Annotated in this window: 15 protein-coding genes and 1 pseudogene; 4 read left to right on the forward strand and 12 right to left on the reverse strand. The window is 39.9% G+C overall.

Annotated elements, in window-relative coordinates:
* Positions 1–39 precede the first annotated feature (39 nt).
* From DEAC_RS21295 to DEAC_RS21320, 7 genes and pseudogenes are all read right to left on the reverse strand, one after another.
* Entirely contained in the window at positions 40–657 is a 618-nt protein-coding gene (locus DEAC_RS21295) for an IS3 family transposase (RefSeq protein WP_053006564.1), read from the reverse strand.
* Complete coding sequence (locus DEAC_RS21300; protein ID WP_047812107.1) at positions 654–1,058, reverse strand: HTH domain-containing protein; 405 nt, start codon at positions 1,056–1,058, stop codon at positions 654–656. The genes DEAC_RS21295 and DEAC_RS21300 overlap by 4 nt, the downstream gene beginning before the upstream one ends.
* A 331-nt stretch (positions 1,059–1,389) precedes the next feature.
* A pseudogene (locus DEAC_RS24910) lies at positions 1,390–1,938 on the reverse strand (VanW family protein); the annotation flags it as partial.
* Positions 1,939–1,980: 42 nt separating this feature from the next.
* The gene (locus DEAC_RS23715; protein ID WP_161796489.1) at positions 1,981–2,154 is read right to left on the reverse strand and encodes a hypothetical protein; all 174 of its coding nucleotides are present in this window, start codon (positions 2,152–2,154) and stop codon (positions 1,981–1,983) included.
* Between the two features lie 412 nt (positions 2,155–2,566).
* Positions 2,567–3,787 carry an ABC transporter permease gene (locus DEAC_RS21310; RefSeq protein ID WP_047812108.1) on the reverse strand — a complete coding sequence of 407 codons (1,221 nt, stop codon included), beginning with the start codon at positions 3,785–3,787 and terminating at the stop codon, positions 2,567–2,569.
* On the reverse strand, positions 3,787–4,530 hold the full coding sequence (locus tag DEAC_RS21315) for an ABC transporter ATP-binding protein (protein WP_047812109.1): 744 nt from the start codon (positions 4,528–4,530) through the stop codon (positions 3,787–3,789). The genes DEAC_RS21310 and DEAC_RS21315 overlap by 1 nt, the downstream gene beginning before the upstream one ends.
* Positions 4,531–4,545: 15 nt before the next feature.
* Complete coding sequence (locus DEAC_RS21320; RefSeq protein WP_047812110.1) at positions 4,546–5,778, reverse strand: efflux RND transporter periplasmic adaptor subunit; 1,233 nt, start codon at positions 5,776–5,778, stop codon at positions 4,546–4,548.
* Positions 5,779–6,189: 411 nt separating this feature from the next.
* Here DEAC_RS21320 and DEAC_RS21325 point away from each other — a divergent pair, with 411 nt between their 5' ends.
* The 4 genes from DEAC_RS21325 (at position 6,190) to DEAC_RS21340 (ending at position 11,385) form a co-directional block, all read left to right on the forward strand.
* Complete coding sequence (locus DEAC_RS21325) at positions 6,190–6,864, forward strand: C40 family peptidase (RefSeq protein WP_047812111.1); 675 nt, start codon at positions 6,190–6,192, stop codon at positions 6,862–6,864.
* A 239-nt stretch (positions 6,865–7,103) separates the two neighbouring features.
* Positions 7,104–7,796, forward strand: a complete 693-nt coding sequence (locus DEAC_RS21330) for an MBL fold metallo-hydrolase (RefSeq protein WP_047812112.1) — start codon at positions 7,104–7,106, stop codon at positions 7,794–7,796.
* Positions 7,797–8,376: 580 nt separating this feature from the next.
* Complete coding sequence (locus tag DEAC_RS21335) at positions 8,377–9,000, forward strand: TetR/AcrR family transcriptional regulator (protein ID WP_047812113.1); 624 nt, start codon at positions 8,377–8,379, stop codon at positions 8,998–9,000.
* Between the two features lie 21 nt (positions 9,001–9,021).
* Positions 9,022–11,385, forward strand: coding sequence for a PEP/pyruvate-binding domain-containing protein (locus DEAC_RS21340; protein WP_047812114.1), 2,364 nt, complete (start codon positions 9,022–9,024; stop codon positions 11,383–11,385).
* A gap of 211 nt (positions 11,386–11,596) precedes the next feature.
* Here DEAC_RS21340 and DEAC_RS21345 read toward each other — a convergent pair whose 3' ends face one another.
* From DEAC_RS21345 to DEAC_RS21365, 5 genes are all read right to left on the reverse strand, one after another.
* Positions 11,597–12,379: a hypothetical protein gene (locus DEAC_RS21345; protein ID WP_047812115.1), complete on the reverse strand. Its 783-nt coding sequence runs from the start codon at positions 12,377–12,379 to the stop codon at positions 11,597–11,599.
* A gap of 84 nt (positions 12,380–12,463) precedes the next feature.
* The gene (locus DEAC_RS21350) at positions 12,464–13,003 is read right to left on the reverse strand and encodes a hypothetical protein (protein ID WP_047812116.1); all 540 of its coding nucleotides are present in this window, start codon (positions 13,001–13,003) and stop codon (positions 12,464–12,466) included.
* 308 nt (positions 13,004–13,311) lie between these two features.
* Positions 13,312–13,893, reverse strand: coding sequence for a transposase (locus tag DEAC_RS21355; protein ID WP_083996419.1), 582 nt, complete (start codon positions 13,891–13,893; stop codon positions 13,312–13,314).
* A gap of 100 nt (positions 13,894–13,993) precedes the next feature.
* A complete protein-coding gene (locus DEAC_RS21360) occupies positions 13,994–14,182 on the reverse strand; it encodes a hypothetical protein (RefSeq protein WP_047810301.1) in 189 nt (62 codons plus the stop codon).
* An 85-nt stretch (positions 14,183–14,267) separates the two neighbouring features.
* On the reverse strand, positions 14,268–14,525 hold the full coding sequence (locus DEAC_RS21365; protein ID WP_242847242.1) for a hypothetical protein: 258 nt from the start codon (positions 14,523–14,525) through the stop codon (positions 14,268–14,270).
* Between the last annotated feature and the right edge of the window lie 144 nt (positions 14,526–14,669).

Consider the following 14,669-nt stretch of genomic DNA (forward strand, 5'->3'; position numbering starts at 1 on the left):
CTTGTGTAGTGTGACCCTTGATCCGAATTAATCAGGGTCTCAGCTGTCAAAGAGATACCATAATTCTTGACGAGCTGGTTCACAGTTTCCAGAACAAAATTCAATTTCGAGAGATTCACTCAGTACCCAAGCGAGCAACTCTTTTGTACAGGCGTCAATGATAGTAGACATATAGCACCGTGGCGCCTTTCCATTAATTATGTAGGTAATATCCGTCAGCAGAACAGCGCGGGGGCCGTGTGTTTCAAATTCCCGGTTCAGTAGGTTGGGAGCCACATTGTTGGTTTTCAGTGCTTTGGCCATTCTCCGGTACGGATTTGCTTTGCGAATAGGACAGAAAAGTCGATATTTGTTCATCAAACGTCGGATTTTCTTAATGTTCATGTGCACCGGAGGAGCCATATGAAGAAGCCGCATGTAAATACCGCGGGCTCCCTTATTGTAACCACGAAATCGGTAAGCTTCCACAATTATTAGGAAATCCTTTTGGTCTTGTTCTTCACGTTGTCGTCTGAGGTCTTTCGTTTCAAGGTAATGGTAGTATCCGGACCGCGAAACACCAGCAGCAGCGCATAGCCAGGCAATATTCAGCAAATTGTTGTCTCGCTGAGTCATCTCGCGAATGACTGCGTACTTAGCAGATGCGGGAATATTCATGATTCCGAATCCTCCCGGCCTAAAGATACAATTTTTTTTAGAAACTCTATTTCCTGATTTTTATAGGCCAGTTGCTGCTCAAGGTATTTTACTTTTGCTTCTGGATCTGTGCAGTCTTTGACATATGACCCGTACGTTTTTAAGTCTCTGAACCCTTTTCCCGCTCGGACTTCATTTCGGATCATACCCTTCAATCCAGTTAGACGACATTCGCCAAGAATATCAGGATCGATGCCGAGCTCGATAACAATATCTCGCGGCTCCTTTTCTTCTTGTATTGAATTCCAAAACAGTTCCTTAAATTTGGCTGAGAAATGCACAATACTAGGACTGACATCCAAAACATAAGGACTTGATCGGAGATGATTCATTTCTTCTTGAGTAAATTTTTTGTTAGCCATGCGGCATTCCTCCAATTCAGTCCAGTTTTATTGTTACCTGTTTGAACTGGAATCAAAACCGCTAGTTGTCCGAGGTTAAGGGTTTCAAAAACCCTTCTGTCCAAAATAAAGGGTTTTTAAAACCCTTGCTGTCCATTTTATAGGGTGCATTTTACTTACACTGCCCTAAATAGCCGAAAAGCCCAGCATTGCTGGACTTTTTATGTTCAATAATTGTATCAATTATTGAGTACTTATTTGTCTAATGACTCAATCTTTGATACAAATTAACGATGCACCCGAATTTTTTCAAAGGGGGTGCATTTGCTGTTAGGTGGGTGCATTCTGTTCTTCAATTTCTTGACCCAGTTTTGACACAAAAAACCCGCTTACTTCTTTCTGATGGAGCATACACATCACGACTTATCATCGTTTTTTTCACACATCCTTTAGAACCTGAGCGACCTTTTATAACTTTTAAGATCTGCGGTTTAATTTGGACACTCTTGCCAGTTGCTTTTCCATAAATTCGAACCGTTAATAGGCCTGCCCGAACTATTGTACAAATGGTAATAGGACCTGCCGTATTATTGGTACACCTAAAATCTATATTAGGATAGAGAACGGTTGCGTCTTGACCCAATGGAACGTAAATAACAGGAACTTGGTGGGGAACACGTTCTACTACTGGCAAATCTGCGAACAGCATAGCATTATATAAGGTCGACGATACCTGACAGGCGCCTCCTCCAAAAGCTGGAACATATTTATTCTTTACTATTACTTAAGCGCTCTTATACCCTCTTTTCAAGGTACGTTTCCCAACAACTCTATTAAATGAGAAAGTACTTCCTGGATTAATGGTTATGTTATTTAGCGATCTAGCTGCCAAAGTTAAATTTGTAGTTCTGTTAGTTTCCCTACTATTAAACTTAGTGCTAAATTAACCTATAACTATGTTAGAAGCCATAGCCTGAACAAATTCATGTTCCCGGCTTGCCGATACTTCATATGACGGGTTTGTTCTTACTGTAGTTGCCTCAGTTTTATAAACCATTGAATATCCAACGATTAAGCATGATAGAAATAACAGCTTGTACAACAGATCCTTCTTCATCTCTATTTCACTCCCTCTGTTTCTTTCAGAAAATTCGGCAAATATCAGTTCTTAATAAAAGAAACGTTCTTATCTTTTACGATAGAACGATAGATTATAGAGTAGGAACAGACGTATATTTAGTATGAATTATTATATTTTCGGTGTTAAACCATGTTTTGTAATCAAACCACATATTACCAATGATCTCGCGACAGGCTATACTTATACAGGTATTCTTAAACAAGAGATACTTGACTGCAAAGAATTTTTCCAGCCAATAACCAATCCCCCTGCACGTTAGATGTACTTTTCTGTCCATCACGTACAGGGGGATTCTTAATTCTTAATTCTTAATTCTTAATTCTTAATTCTTAATTCTTATTTCTTAGTCCATGTTATATTATCAATCGTTTCCACTTTCGCTTCTTAACTATTCATAACGCAGAGCATCAATTGGGTGTAATTTTGCAGCCTTTCGAGCAGGAAATACTCCGAAAATTATCCCAATAGCAAACGAGAAAGCAAAGGCCATAATGATCGGAGATGTTGAGATTTGAGTTGTCATTCCCGCAAATTTGTTGAGCAAGGATGAACCTCCAGACCCAAACAGAATACCCAGAACACCGCCGAGCATACTTATAATTACCGCTTCTATCAAAAACTGAAGCATAATCGTTTTTCGTTTGGCACCGATGGCTTTGCGAATTCCTATTTCGCGTGTTCGCTCTGTCACGGAAACCAACATGATGTTCATAATTCCTATTCCCCCGACTAAGAGGGAAATTGCCGCAACTCCACTGAGTAAGAGAGTCAAGGATTGGGATACACCTTCGGCGGTTGACAAGATATCCGTTTGACTCGTTACCGTAAAGTCATTGGTTGCGTTGAAGCTCAGGCCATGCTGTTGGCGCAAAATTTGGGTAATCTCGCCGCTAGCCGTATCCATTAAATCAGAGCTTTTTGCTTCTACATAAATTGTGCGAATACTATCTGAGCCGATGAGCCTTGTCTCAGCCGAAGAGATCGGCACCACAATTTGGTCATCATTATTGCTCGCTCCGCTCGACCCCTTGCTTTGTAAGATTCCAATGATTTGGAAAGGAACTTGATTTATATTAATGGTTTGTCCAACCATGTTGGTATTGGGATTACCCGTTAAATCTTGTACTACCGTCGTACCAATCACTGCTACCTGAGCATTATCTTGGTTTTCTTGATCGGTAAAGAATCGTCCAATACTTGCTTGCTGATTACGGACATCTGCATAGGAAGGGGTTGTTCCTACAACCTGTGTGCTCGTATTCTCACTTCCATAAACCACCTGTGCCTGTTTACTGGTTGTGGGGGCAACACTTGCCACGGCATCAGCGCTGCTTTTAATGGCATTGACATCATCCATGGTCATATTGTTTAAACTTCCCATGCCGCCTTTGACGCCAGCTGTGTTGGACTGACCCGGTGTTACAATGAGTAAATTCGACCCCAATCCTTGGATCTGACCTGCTACCGATGCCTTGGCGCCTTGACCAATGGAGACCATAATAATCACGGCACCCACTCCAATGATGATTCCCAACATCGTAAGAACTGAACGAAGTTTATTCGATCTCAGGCCACGCAATGCAATCCTGATATTTTCCAGAAAATTCATCAGCTGGCCACCTCCGATCGCCAATTAATGTTCAAATTTAAAGGTTCGCCTTCGGCGATACTTCTATTTTTAACGATCTCATCTCGATCAATAGAGCCATCTTTGAAATGAATAATCCGCTTGCTGTATTGAGCTATATCCGGTTCGTGAGTAACCAGGACTATGGTAATTCCCAGAGTATTCAATTGCTGAAAGATATTCATAACCTCTATACTTGATTTGCTGTCAAGATTTCCAGTCGGTTCATCCGCCATTAAAATTACAGGATTATTCACAAGGGAGCGGGCAATAGCAACCCTCTGCTGTTGCCCCCCGGACAATTCATTGGGCTTATGGTGAAGCCGTGAAGAGAGTCCTACTGCAGTCAGAGCATTGGTGGCTCTGATCCGTCTTTCCCGAGCACCAATCCCGTTATAAAGCATGGGCAATTCAACATTTTCTAACGCCGTCGTTCGGGATAAAAGGTTAAAGCTCTGGAAAACGAAGCCGATCTTTTGATTGCGAATTTCGGCTAGTTCATCCTCACGGGCATGGTTGATATTTAAGTCATCTAACAAATAGTCTCCCGAGGTCACGGTATCTAAACAACCGAGAATGTTCATCATCGTCGATTTACCGGAACCGGAGGGCCCCATGATGGCCACAAATTCTCCGTCCTCTATCTTTAAATTAATCCCCGACAGTGCTCTTAGTTCGACATCTCCCGTTTTATAAATTTTTAATATATCTTTAAGGATAATCATTCAATCACCTGCTTCCTAACCTTGAGTTCTGCTCGATGAACCGCCATTGCCGCCTGAATATCCTCCTCGGCCCCCTCCGGCACCGCCGCCATAGCCTCCCATGCCTCCGCCATAGCCACCGAAGTTGCCGGTGCTTCCGCCTAAGGCTTTATTAAGGGAATTCCCCGATTGTGAGGTTTGAGATTTCGTTGGCGAGCTCGTGCTTCGGATTCCAAGCACGATTTTATCGCCCGCTTGGAGTCCTTGAACAACTTCGACATTCTTGCCATCGTCAAGCCCAGTTTGGATGGTTTGAGTAACCGGTACCGTGGAACCAGTTTTCAGCAAGGAAACGGTTTCATTAGAACCCTTGGTATGAACTGCCGAACTTGGTATCGTGAGAACGTTTTGTTTTTGAGCAATAATGATCGTTACGTTAGCACTCATTCCAGATTTCATTTCATTATCTTTATTGGTAACATTAATAGTTACGTTGAAGGTGGTTACGCCGCTTTGTGAAGTGCCCGTTGGACTCACTTGAGTCACTTTTCCGGAAAAAGTTTGGCCCTGATAGGCATCCAGGGTGATATTGGCTGCTTGCCCAACACTGACTTTGCCAATGTCCACTTGGTTGACAGGAACGACCACTTGCATCGTGTCGGAAGTACCTATCATCGAGATCAAAGCACTGTTTCCTTGGCTTCCTGTACTATTTGAAGAGGATTGACTACTTGATGAAGTTCCACTTGATGAACCTGAGCCAACCTGACCATTGACAGCGGTAATTATGCCAGCGGCAGGTGCCTTGATAATAGTATCCGCAAGAGCAGTCTCTGCGGAATTATAAGCGATTTGGGCTGAAGAAAGTTGAAGCTGAGCAGCTTCTAGATTAGCGCTGTTGGATCCGGCTTGATCCACTTTTGCTTGGGCTTGGATTAGGTTTGCTTGCGCTGTGTCGAGCTGTTCTTGTGCCTGACTTGGATCAAGCTTCGCTAATTGTTGACCGGCCTTCACCGAATCGCCGACTTTAACATCAATCTCGGTAATTTTCCCTCCGCTGCCTGAAGATAAATCATATTGATTGAGCGGTTGAATCGTTCCTGATGCACTGACTGATTTCTCGACAGTACCCATTCTTACTGTTCCTGTAATATAACTTGGTGTATCTGCTTTAGCATTTTGGGTGTTATAGAGTATATTTCCACCAACTAGTGCTACAGCTACAATTAGGACACCTGAGATAGCCCAATCAATTCGTCTTCTTTTCATAACTTGCACACTCCTGTTTTTTACTGAGATTTTTTCGAAGTATTTTCAACGACAAGTGCAATATTAACACAACCAAAACAGGAATGTGTGAATAAATTATGAATTTAACAACCTTACATTATATAATGCTGGAAAAACTGCCGCCAGTTTCTATTTACAATTATGTACTTGTAGTTCAACTTTATTAAACCTAAAATTAATTTGCCTTCATTATGTTTTTAGCAAAAAAATTAGTTGTTAATGCATATTTTATTCATTTTTCTTAATGATCAAATCCTATACTTCTTTAACAATTTCTTATGAAAATATTAATGTTAAGGATACATTTCCTTTATAGTTTGTCCATTCTTCTTATATATAATGAAACTAATCACATACAAGTTTCGAACTAAAAAATGAAGGAGTTGCTTTATGAAAAAGAGTTTGTCGACCCTATTAATTCTTGCAACCTTTTTCGTTTTCGGCTTCGCTCAAACTGCACAAGCATCCACCGGAAATACCTTACTAAAAGTCGGCTCAACTGGCCCAGAGGTCACGCAGGTGCAAACCGAACTGAACTACCTGGGTGATAATGTTGGTAGTCCTGACGGTATCTTCGGTGCAAAAACCAAAACGGGAGTTGTTGATTTTCAAAGAGCAAACTCTTTAAGTGCCGATGGCATCGTTGGAACGAACACAAGTGAAGCCCTGAACAATGCTTATGCCAAGAAATTACATGCTGATAAAGCCAACGCCATCATTGCCACTGCCGAAAAATACATTGGGGCTCCGTATCTATGGGGCGGCGAATCTCCCACCGGTTTTGATTGTTCGGGATTCGTTCAATACGTCTTCGCCCAAGACGGGATTAGCTTACCCAGAGTTTCAAGCGATCAAGCGACTGTAGGGACACCGGTAAATTTTAATGCGCTGGAACCAGGTGATTTGATCTTCTTCTCCATGAATAATGACGGAAAAGTAGACCATGTGGGTATTTACATCGGAAACGACCAGTTCATCAATGCTTCCAGTTCTGAGGGAGTTACAATTTATCCGATTGGGCCCTATTGGACATCCGTTGAATTAACCGCTGGACGGGTATTTTAGTCACCCTCTTCAATTTCCGGAAGCCAGCTTTCTTTCTGTGGTGATATAGTGGAGAAACTGTCTAATAGCCTCTTCGCCTAGCTCAGTTGCTGGTTTATCATAGTGATTCTGGTAAGTTTCTTTAAATATACTATGTAGCAATTAAGTGCCTACTTGCATAATAGATTCCTATAAAATATTATCTAAATGCAAATCAAAAAACAAGAGTTTTTAAACTTTTTGTAATTGGAGGAATTGCTATGAACGCAGAAACAGGAATTAAGGTGTTAAAATGTGATGTTAGTGTTGGGGGACAAAATAATACAATTTATCCAACTCTGATTATAGACAAAGACGAAATTGTATTGGTCGATGCCGGTTACCCAGGTCAACTTGATGTGATTGAATCCGAGATGCACAAATACGGACTTTCAGCGAAACAAATTACAAAAGTAATCATAACCCATCAAGACATCGACCATATTGGTTGTGCAAAAGAAATCTCTAATATGGGTGCGAGGATTTATGCACACGAGATTGAGACACCATATATTCAAGGGGAGAAAACACCGGTTAAACTTGCAAAAATGGAAAGCATTGCAAATAGTTTACCGCCCGATAGAATGGGATTTTATAACATGATGAAAAATACTTTTCCAAAGCTATATGTTCATGTTGATGAGCAATTAAAAGACAAGCAAGTATTACCGTTTTGTGGTGGCATAGTTGTTTATCATACTCCTGGCCACACTCCCGGCCATATCGCTTTATGGCATAAAGAAAGCAAAACTTTAATAGCAGGTGATGCTGCAAATATTTCCGACGGGAAGCTGGTTAATCCCAATCCAATGCAAAGCGACAATGCAGAACAATCCGCTGCATCTTTGGAAAGAATCAAATCACTTGGTGCTAAAATGATTATTTGTTATCACAGTGGATTAATGACCTTATAAAAGCTTGAACTGTTTAACACTAAAATTAAGCGTAATCAGAAGTTTATTTACTTTACAATATTTATATCAATCGGCATAAGGAGTTCTACCAACTTAAATAAAAATAGCCGCAATTTGTCAAATACCAAATTGCGGCTATTTTTCTGGTAAAAACATGCTATTTTCAATGTTAAGAATTGCTGAAACCATGCTATTCCATTTGCGATTTCACGTTTTCCACTCCAAAATGGAACCCCTTAACTTTAGTTTTAAGGGGTTCACTTTTGGAGTGGAAAACTCATTTTAGCACCTATTTTAGCTAGGCTCGAAACATCAAACCTTTAAGTAGTGATAGATTAGGATGCTTTACCTTAAACCAATTGCATTGTTTAAATCAATTCAAATATATAAATCTCTTCAAAGGGGAGCTTCACTTGTGAGGCTCCCCTTTGACTTCTAAAAACAAATCCTTTGTTTGTTTAAAATCGGTTATTTCTTTCTTAATATTCGGCACGTTAGTTGACCACAGTGGTCAATTGTGCTACATTGTTATTGACCACTGTGGTCAACATGTTTAATAACTAAAAAGAAGGTAACAAATATGATATTAAAATTTTTAGACTTAGATAGTCAAAAGCAAAATCGTATTTTGAATGCTGCAATGAAAGAATTTGCTCAAAAAGGTTATAAAAATGCTTCTACAAATGAAATTGTCAAAGAAGCTGGCATTTCAAAAGGATTATTATTTCATTATTTCGCAAAAAAGAAAGATTTATTTTTGTATTTATATGATTACTCTTTAGAGATATTTACAATAGAATTCTTTCAAAGAATTGATTTAGTCGAGAAAGATATTTTCAAAAGAATTCGGCAGATGGCCTTGCTTAAAATCGACCTTATTAAAAAACATCCTGAATTATATAATTTTCTTTATAAAGCCATCATTGAAGATACACCTGAAGTTAAAGAGGATTTAGAACAAAAAAATAAGCAGTTATTAACCAATGGCTACGCAAAAATTTTTAGAGATATTGAAGTGAAAAAATTTAAAGAAACTATTGATACCGACAAAGTTATAAACATTGTGATTTGGACTATCGAGGGTTTTTCAAACCAAATACTCGAAAAGATTAAATCGCAATATCCAAATGAATTGCATTATGAAAAAATATCAAAGGAATTGGATGTTTATCTTAAGTTTTTGGAAAGTGCCTTCTATAAATAAAAAAATAAGGAAGCGATTATTATGGGAAATTTCGTTCAACCCTTTAAAGAATTGGCTCCTGAATTTTATTCAGTTGCAGGCGGGAAAGGCGGTATGCTTGCAAGAATGTACCAGAGTGGATACCCTGTGCCTGAAGGCTTTGTAATTTTACCCTCAGCTTTTCATGAGCAAGGTCTGAATGATAAAGCTTGGCATGAGATACAGGCTTACCTAAGTGACATTGTAAAAAACTATGAAGGGGTAGCTTTTTTTGCTGTAAGGTCTTCTGCATTAAGCGAAGATTCAGCTTCAGCCTCTTTTGCCGGGGAGTTTGAAACAGTCCTTAATGTTGAAGCAGACAAAGTTAGTGATGCAGTCTATACAGTTTTTATGTCTACTCAGTCCGAACGTGTAAAGGTATATAGTTCAGTTCATGGGTTCGATAAGGCGCACGAAATCGCTGTTGTAGTTCAGTTAATGGTACAGTCGGAGATTTCAGGTGTCATATTTACGGCTGACCCGATTACGGGGAGTCATACTTGTATGATGGGTAATTATGTCTATGGTTTGGGCGAACAACTAGTTTCCGGAGAAGTAAATGCTAATCCCTTTAAATTGATTAGACCGAAGGGCAAATATGATGGTCCAAGTGAGTTTAAGCAATACGCATCAGAGCTTTTTAGATATGCTATCAATTTAGAGAAAGAATATAACGGACCGCAGGATATTGAGTGGGCCGTAGTAAAAGGCAAAGTTTATCTGCTCCAATCGAGACCCGTTACTAGCTTGCGCACAATCAATTACGATAGCTACGAGATTAACGATTCTTGTGATGGAGATTTTTTATGGACTAACAATAATGTCGGGGAAGCTATACCAGACGTGATGACACCATTCACCTGGAGCCTAATTCGGGAGCTTGATTTAGAATGCCAAAAGGTTACAGGATATTATCTATGGTCGGGCAATATTTATGGGAGGGTTTATACGAATGTCAGTATGTTGTTGTCGATTATGCCGCAATTTGGCATAAGTTTAAATTGGGGTAAAAAATTAATAGGCGACGTTTTCGGCAAAATCCCTGATAATGTTGAGGTGCCTATCTATCCTTTCGAGAAAATTGCCTTACTAAAGGAGTTAGTACAAAGAGGTAAAAAGAATGTCAAACGGATAAAAGAGGCCCAGAAACACAAGGAATATTACCTTAATTATACCCAACAATGGTGTACTGAGATTATAAAGCAGATTGGCGACTCGAATTCGGGCTCGCAACTACTCGAACTTTGGTTGAACGAAATAAGACCCTATGTATCTAAACTATGGAATATGTGGCTCGGCGGAGCAAGCAGTACGACCCTTATGACCTTCCGCAAACGATTGATTAAACTGGTTGGTGAGGAAGAAGCTAATCTATTACTTTCCGACTTTCGGGGAGATAATGGTTTGGAAAGCCTTGGGCCTTTGATTGGTATCATGAAAATAAGTAAGGGTGAACTGAGCCGCGAAGATTATATGGCGAAGTATGGTCACCGCAGCCCTCATGAGTTTGAAGCGTCAATCCCGTATCCGATTGAAGATGAAGAGTACCTTGATAAGCAACTTACTGAATATAGAAAATCGGGTGTCGATGTGGAAGAGCTTCTACAAAAGCAGCAAGTGCAGTTTGAGCAGGCTAAAGAAAGATTCAGGTTGCGTTATCCAGCGAAACGAAAATGGTTGGAACAAAACATTTCTAAGCTAAGACAGGCGGCTCAACTAAGAGAGTCTTTGCGCTCCGAGTTTGTTAAAACGTTTCGGGTGATTCGTAGTTTTATGCTTAAACTTAGTGAGCTTACCCAAATTGGTAATGATGTCTTCTTTCTGTACTGTTTTGAGGTGCCGGATTTACTCAGAGGCGATAATTCCATGCTAAGACATTTAGCAGTTCGCAAGCAAAATTATGAGCGGTATCAGACTCTTCCCGTCATGCCACAGTTTATCAGAGGTCGTTTTGACCCCTTTGAATGGGCAAAAGACGTTGACCGTCGGCTAGATTATTATGGCCCCCAAGCTGAAAATTTGCCTCGCGATGGTGACATTAAGGTCATCAAAGGCTTTGCCGGTGCTGCGGGGAAAATCGAGGGGAATGTACGTGTACTGGAGAGTTTTGCAGAAACTGAGTCGTTTCTGCCCGGAGAAATTCTTGTAACTTCAACTACGAATGTGGGATGGACTCCTCTTTTCCCTAAAACTGCTGCGATTATAACTGATATTGGAGCACCATTGTCGCATGCCGCAATTGTTGCAAGAGAATTGGGTATTCCGGCAGTAGTAGGTTGTGGTACTGCCACTAGGAGGCTGAAGACCGGTGACAGAGTGATTGTAGATGGTGGTCAAGGGTTGGTAGAAATTTTGAATCAAAATTAATTTCCATGTAAATTTATTTTATATGTGCTAATTAAAAAAATAGCCGGGATTTTGATGCTAAAATCCGGCTATTTTTATGTTGAAATCTTGCGAATTGCTATGCTGAAAAACTACTAAAATCACTTCGAATTCGGGTGCGATTTTCGATTTTCCACTCCAAAACTGAACCCCTTAACTTTAGTTCGAGGGGCCTTTAAATATCTTAATAAATCTACGAATTTGAAGTTGCGGTATTTTGAGAACTGCTATTATTTCTTGTGTGACTATGCCATTTCTGGCTCAGCATAGTTTGTACTCGCTGAGCAAGATTGGATTCCATCTTTGTCGCTTGATCTTGCGTCATCTTGCCCGCTTGAACCGCTTGATTGATATTTGCAGTTAATGCGGCTTCCACATCCGAAGCCAACTTACTTGTGTCAAAACTTTGGGCGGTTGCAATGTCGTTGATGCTTTTTTCCGAGCTCAAATCCGACTGTAAAGTCTGAGTTGAAATGTTCAGATCTTGTGTAACAACACTCATGACAGAATTCATAGAACCAGCAAAGCTTGCTCTCATGTTTCCTCTAGTATGACCAGTTTGCCCAGCTTGCTTTGCCTGATGAGTCTTGCTCAGCATAGTTTGTACTCGCTGAGCAAGATTGGATTCCATCTTTGTCGCTTGATCTTGCGTCATCTTGCCCGCTTGAACCGCTTGATTGATATTTGCAGTTAGTGCGGCTTCCACATCCGAAGCCAACTTACTTGTGTCAAAACTTTGGGCGGTTGCAATATCGTTGATGCTTTTTCCTGAACTCAAATCCGACTGTAAAGTTTGAGTTGAAATGTTCAGATCTTGTGCAACAACACTCATGACAGAATTCATAGAACCAGCAAAGCCTGATTTTGGGGCAGCCTGACCATTACCGAAATTCGTTGCTGCACTGGCTACACCGACTGAAGCTAGTAGAGTTGCAGTTGATATGACACTAATAATGACTAATTTTTTTGATTTCATGAGTAATTTCTCCTCTCACTAATTAAATTCGTTCACAAAAATTTAGTTTTGATAAACAACCTTAACATTCTTTTGCTTTTAGTCTCAGTTCAGAGAATTTAAAAGTTGCTGGTAAATATCTTGTGGTTGGAAAGAATGTCCTTTTTGATTGTTTTGTGTTCCGCTTGTTCCATTGCTACTATGTTTCTGTTGGCCAGATCCGTTTTGATTATTTTCTCTGTCCTGATTGGTCATAGGTTGTTTTAAGTAGCTCTTCTGTTGGTCAGTAAGTAACGCATTTATTGCATCTGCCTGTTGTTGAAGAAAATCCTGACTTGGATTAGACGTATTAATTAAGTTTTGTAAAATAGGCTTAATCTTTGTCTTCTGGTCACTGGTTAATGCCGTTTGGGAATTGCTTTGTAATCGACGAATTTCCATAACTGTCTGGAGAGCTGGATTTGTTGCCATTGGTCCATGCTGGACTTGACTGTTTTGCTGATTTGTTTGCGTCGTTGTAGTTTGTCCTGGAGCATTCGAAGGTGTTGATGGTGCTGATGCTGAGGTACTTGAACCACAACCGCTAGCTACAATCGCTACTAGTAACAACAGGGCACCTGAGATCAAGTATGGATTCTTTTTCATCATTAACCCCCTACGTTTTCTGGGTCTCACTTAAACGATAGTGGAATCTTTGTTGGCTAATTTATCCTTATGTATTCAATATAGTAATCATAATGCAATCGTTTTAAGATATTGTGATGACTCTATGTCATTTATCTCAAGAACCTATTAAGATTCAGCAATTTAGCTTCTGTATGATTTCCACCGATCTTTATTAAGGAATTCACTTTTTGTGTATTATATCAACATTATTTACTTAATTTAACTGTAAAATGGATATACCTCCCCTACACTCAAATCAGTGTCTTCTTAATTCAGTTGCCTATTCTCTATGCACTACTCAAAACTAACTCGGCTTGATACTTCAGCTGATATAGTCCTTTTAATAAAAGCCTCACCATTTCCCGTTGACTTTTAATGTGCTTTTTCAGTCGTCTTAATCTAAATAATTGTAGGATGTTTGAAGCAATAAATATTAAATAAAGCACAGCTTCTACGGCCTTCCCGCCATGCACAAAGCAATGTTCTAAACCACATTCATTTTTCAAGTTATTGAAGATTGAGTTCTCAATATCCCATCGAGATCTTATTATCTTAAACAATGATTTGAGCGTCATTTCCATACAAGTCGTGACAATCATAACCTGTGAACGTCTCTTATCTTTATGCTTCATTGCAAATTTCACAAAGCGCAATGGTTGCTCCACATTGTCCATCGTAAATGTTGACTCGTATACTTCAACTTTCTCGAATTCTCTTTCATCTTCCCAAACCTCAACCTCTACTGACTTATTTGTTTTCTTTTTGATGAACCGCAAGCTCTTATTGTTATTATTTTTTGCCCTGACTGTTAGTGACGCCGTATAGTGTCCGTTAATTGACGGTATATTTTGTCGTAGATTAGATGAGATATTAGTCGGTCAGTCTGTCCGTCAGTCCGTCAGTCATTGGTATTTTGTTGTCATACAACAAAGGGAGAACTTCTCAGTTCTCTCTTTGTGTTCTTTTAAGCTATTTAGCCTTTTTGTGGGGCAACGATATCAAATCAAAGAAGATTCTAGTGCCTTCAACATCAAACTTTGCGACCATTGTCGCGACGGCAAGATTTATTAGGGCATTCTGAGTCATTCCAAAGGATATGGCCATTTTATTAAGTCCGTCTTTGACAGTCTCTGGTAGTTCAATCGACTGTCTTGGCAAATTTTTTCCCTCCTCATTTTGATTCACAGTATTATCCGAATTGCATCTGAATAACACCATAATGAATCCGTTGTAAGACTATCTTTTACTTAGATAGCTTTTCTTTGCAGTATTGGCCAGAATGTCGGCCCTTCCCTCTTTTAACTTTCTTCAAATACTTTTCTAAACCAGGCAACCCTGTTTTTGGTGGGCGGTACTGGTTAAATTTATCGTTCACTTTGCAAACAGCTTCAATTATTTCGCGTTCCTCATAACCCAGATCCTTCGCTAACTTCAAGGCCATCAATTGAAGGTCGTGGAAGCCTGTCACTTTGAAGTAGTCTTCCAAGCTTGGTCGTTTCATGAAAGTTCCCCCTCAATCACCCGTTTTACCATCCGATCATCAATAATCCGATGGCTATTTTGAGCACCATACATCAGGCAATGGGTACATACTTTGTTGATGAGTCTGGCGGCACCACTGGAAAAACGGTAAATGTCGTCGATT

The organism is Desulfosporosinus acididurans (assembly GCF_001029285.1).
GTDB lineage: Bacteria > Bacillota > Desulfitobacteriia > Desulfitobacteriales > Desulfitobacteriaceae > Desulfosporosinus > Desulfosporosinus acididurans.

Bases quoted from the DNA above. Each gene is read 5' to 3' on its own strand.
- DEAC_RS21295 (WP_053006564.1), bottom strand. From the start codon at position 657: ATGAATATTCCCGCATCTGCTAAGTACGCAGTCATTCGCGAGATGACT.
- DEAC_RS21300 (WP_047812107.1), bottom strand. From the start codon at position 1,058: ATGGCTAACAAAAAATTTACTCAAGAAGAAATGAATCATCTCCGATCA.
- DEAC_RS23715 (WP_161796489.1), bottom strand. From the start codon at position 2,154: ATGAAGAAGGATCTGTTGTACAAGCTGTTATTTCTATCATGCTTAATC.
- DEAC_RS21310 (WP_047812108.1), bottom strand. From the start codon at position 3,787: ATGAATTTTCTGGAAAATATCAGGATTGCATTGCGTGGCCTGAGATCG.
- DEAC_RS21315 (WP_047812109.1), bottom strand. From the start codon at position 4,530: ATGATTATCCTTAAAGATATATTAAAAATTTATAAAACGGGAGATGTC.
- DEAC_RS21320 (WP_047812110.1), bottom strand. From the start codon at position 5,778: ATGAAAAGAAGACGAATTGATTGGGCTATCTCAGGTGTCCTAATTGTA.
- DEAC_RS21325 (WP_047812111.1), top strand. From the start codon at position 6,190: ATGAAAAAGAGTTTGTCGACCCTATTAATTCTTGCAACCTTTTTCGTT.
- DEAC_RS21330 (WP_047812112.1), top strand. From the start codon at position 7,104: ATGAACGCAGAAACAGGAATTAAGGTGTTAAAATGTGATGTTAGTGTT.
- DEAC_RS21335 (WP_047812113.1), top strand. From the start codon at position 8,377: ATGATATTAAAATTTTTAGACTTAGATAGTCAAAAGCAAAATCGTATT.
- DEAC_RS21340 (WP_047812114.1), top strand. From the start codon at position 9,022: ATGGGAAATTTCGTTCAACCCTTTAAAGAATTGGCTCCTGAATTTTAT.
- DEAC_RS21345 (WP_047812115.1), bottom strand. From the start codon at position 12,379: ATGAAATCAAAAAAATTAGTCATTATTAGTGTCATATCAACTGCAACT.
- DEAC_RS21350 (WP_047812116.1), bottom strand. From the start codon at position 13,003: ATGAAAAAGAATCCATACTTGATCTCAGGTGCCCTGTTGTTACTAGTA.
- DEAC_RS21365 (WP_242847242.1), bottom strand. From the start codon at position 14,525: ATGAAACGACCAAGCTTGGAAGACTACTTCAAAGTGACAGGCTTCCAC.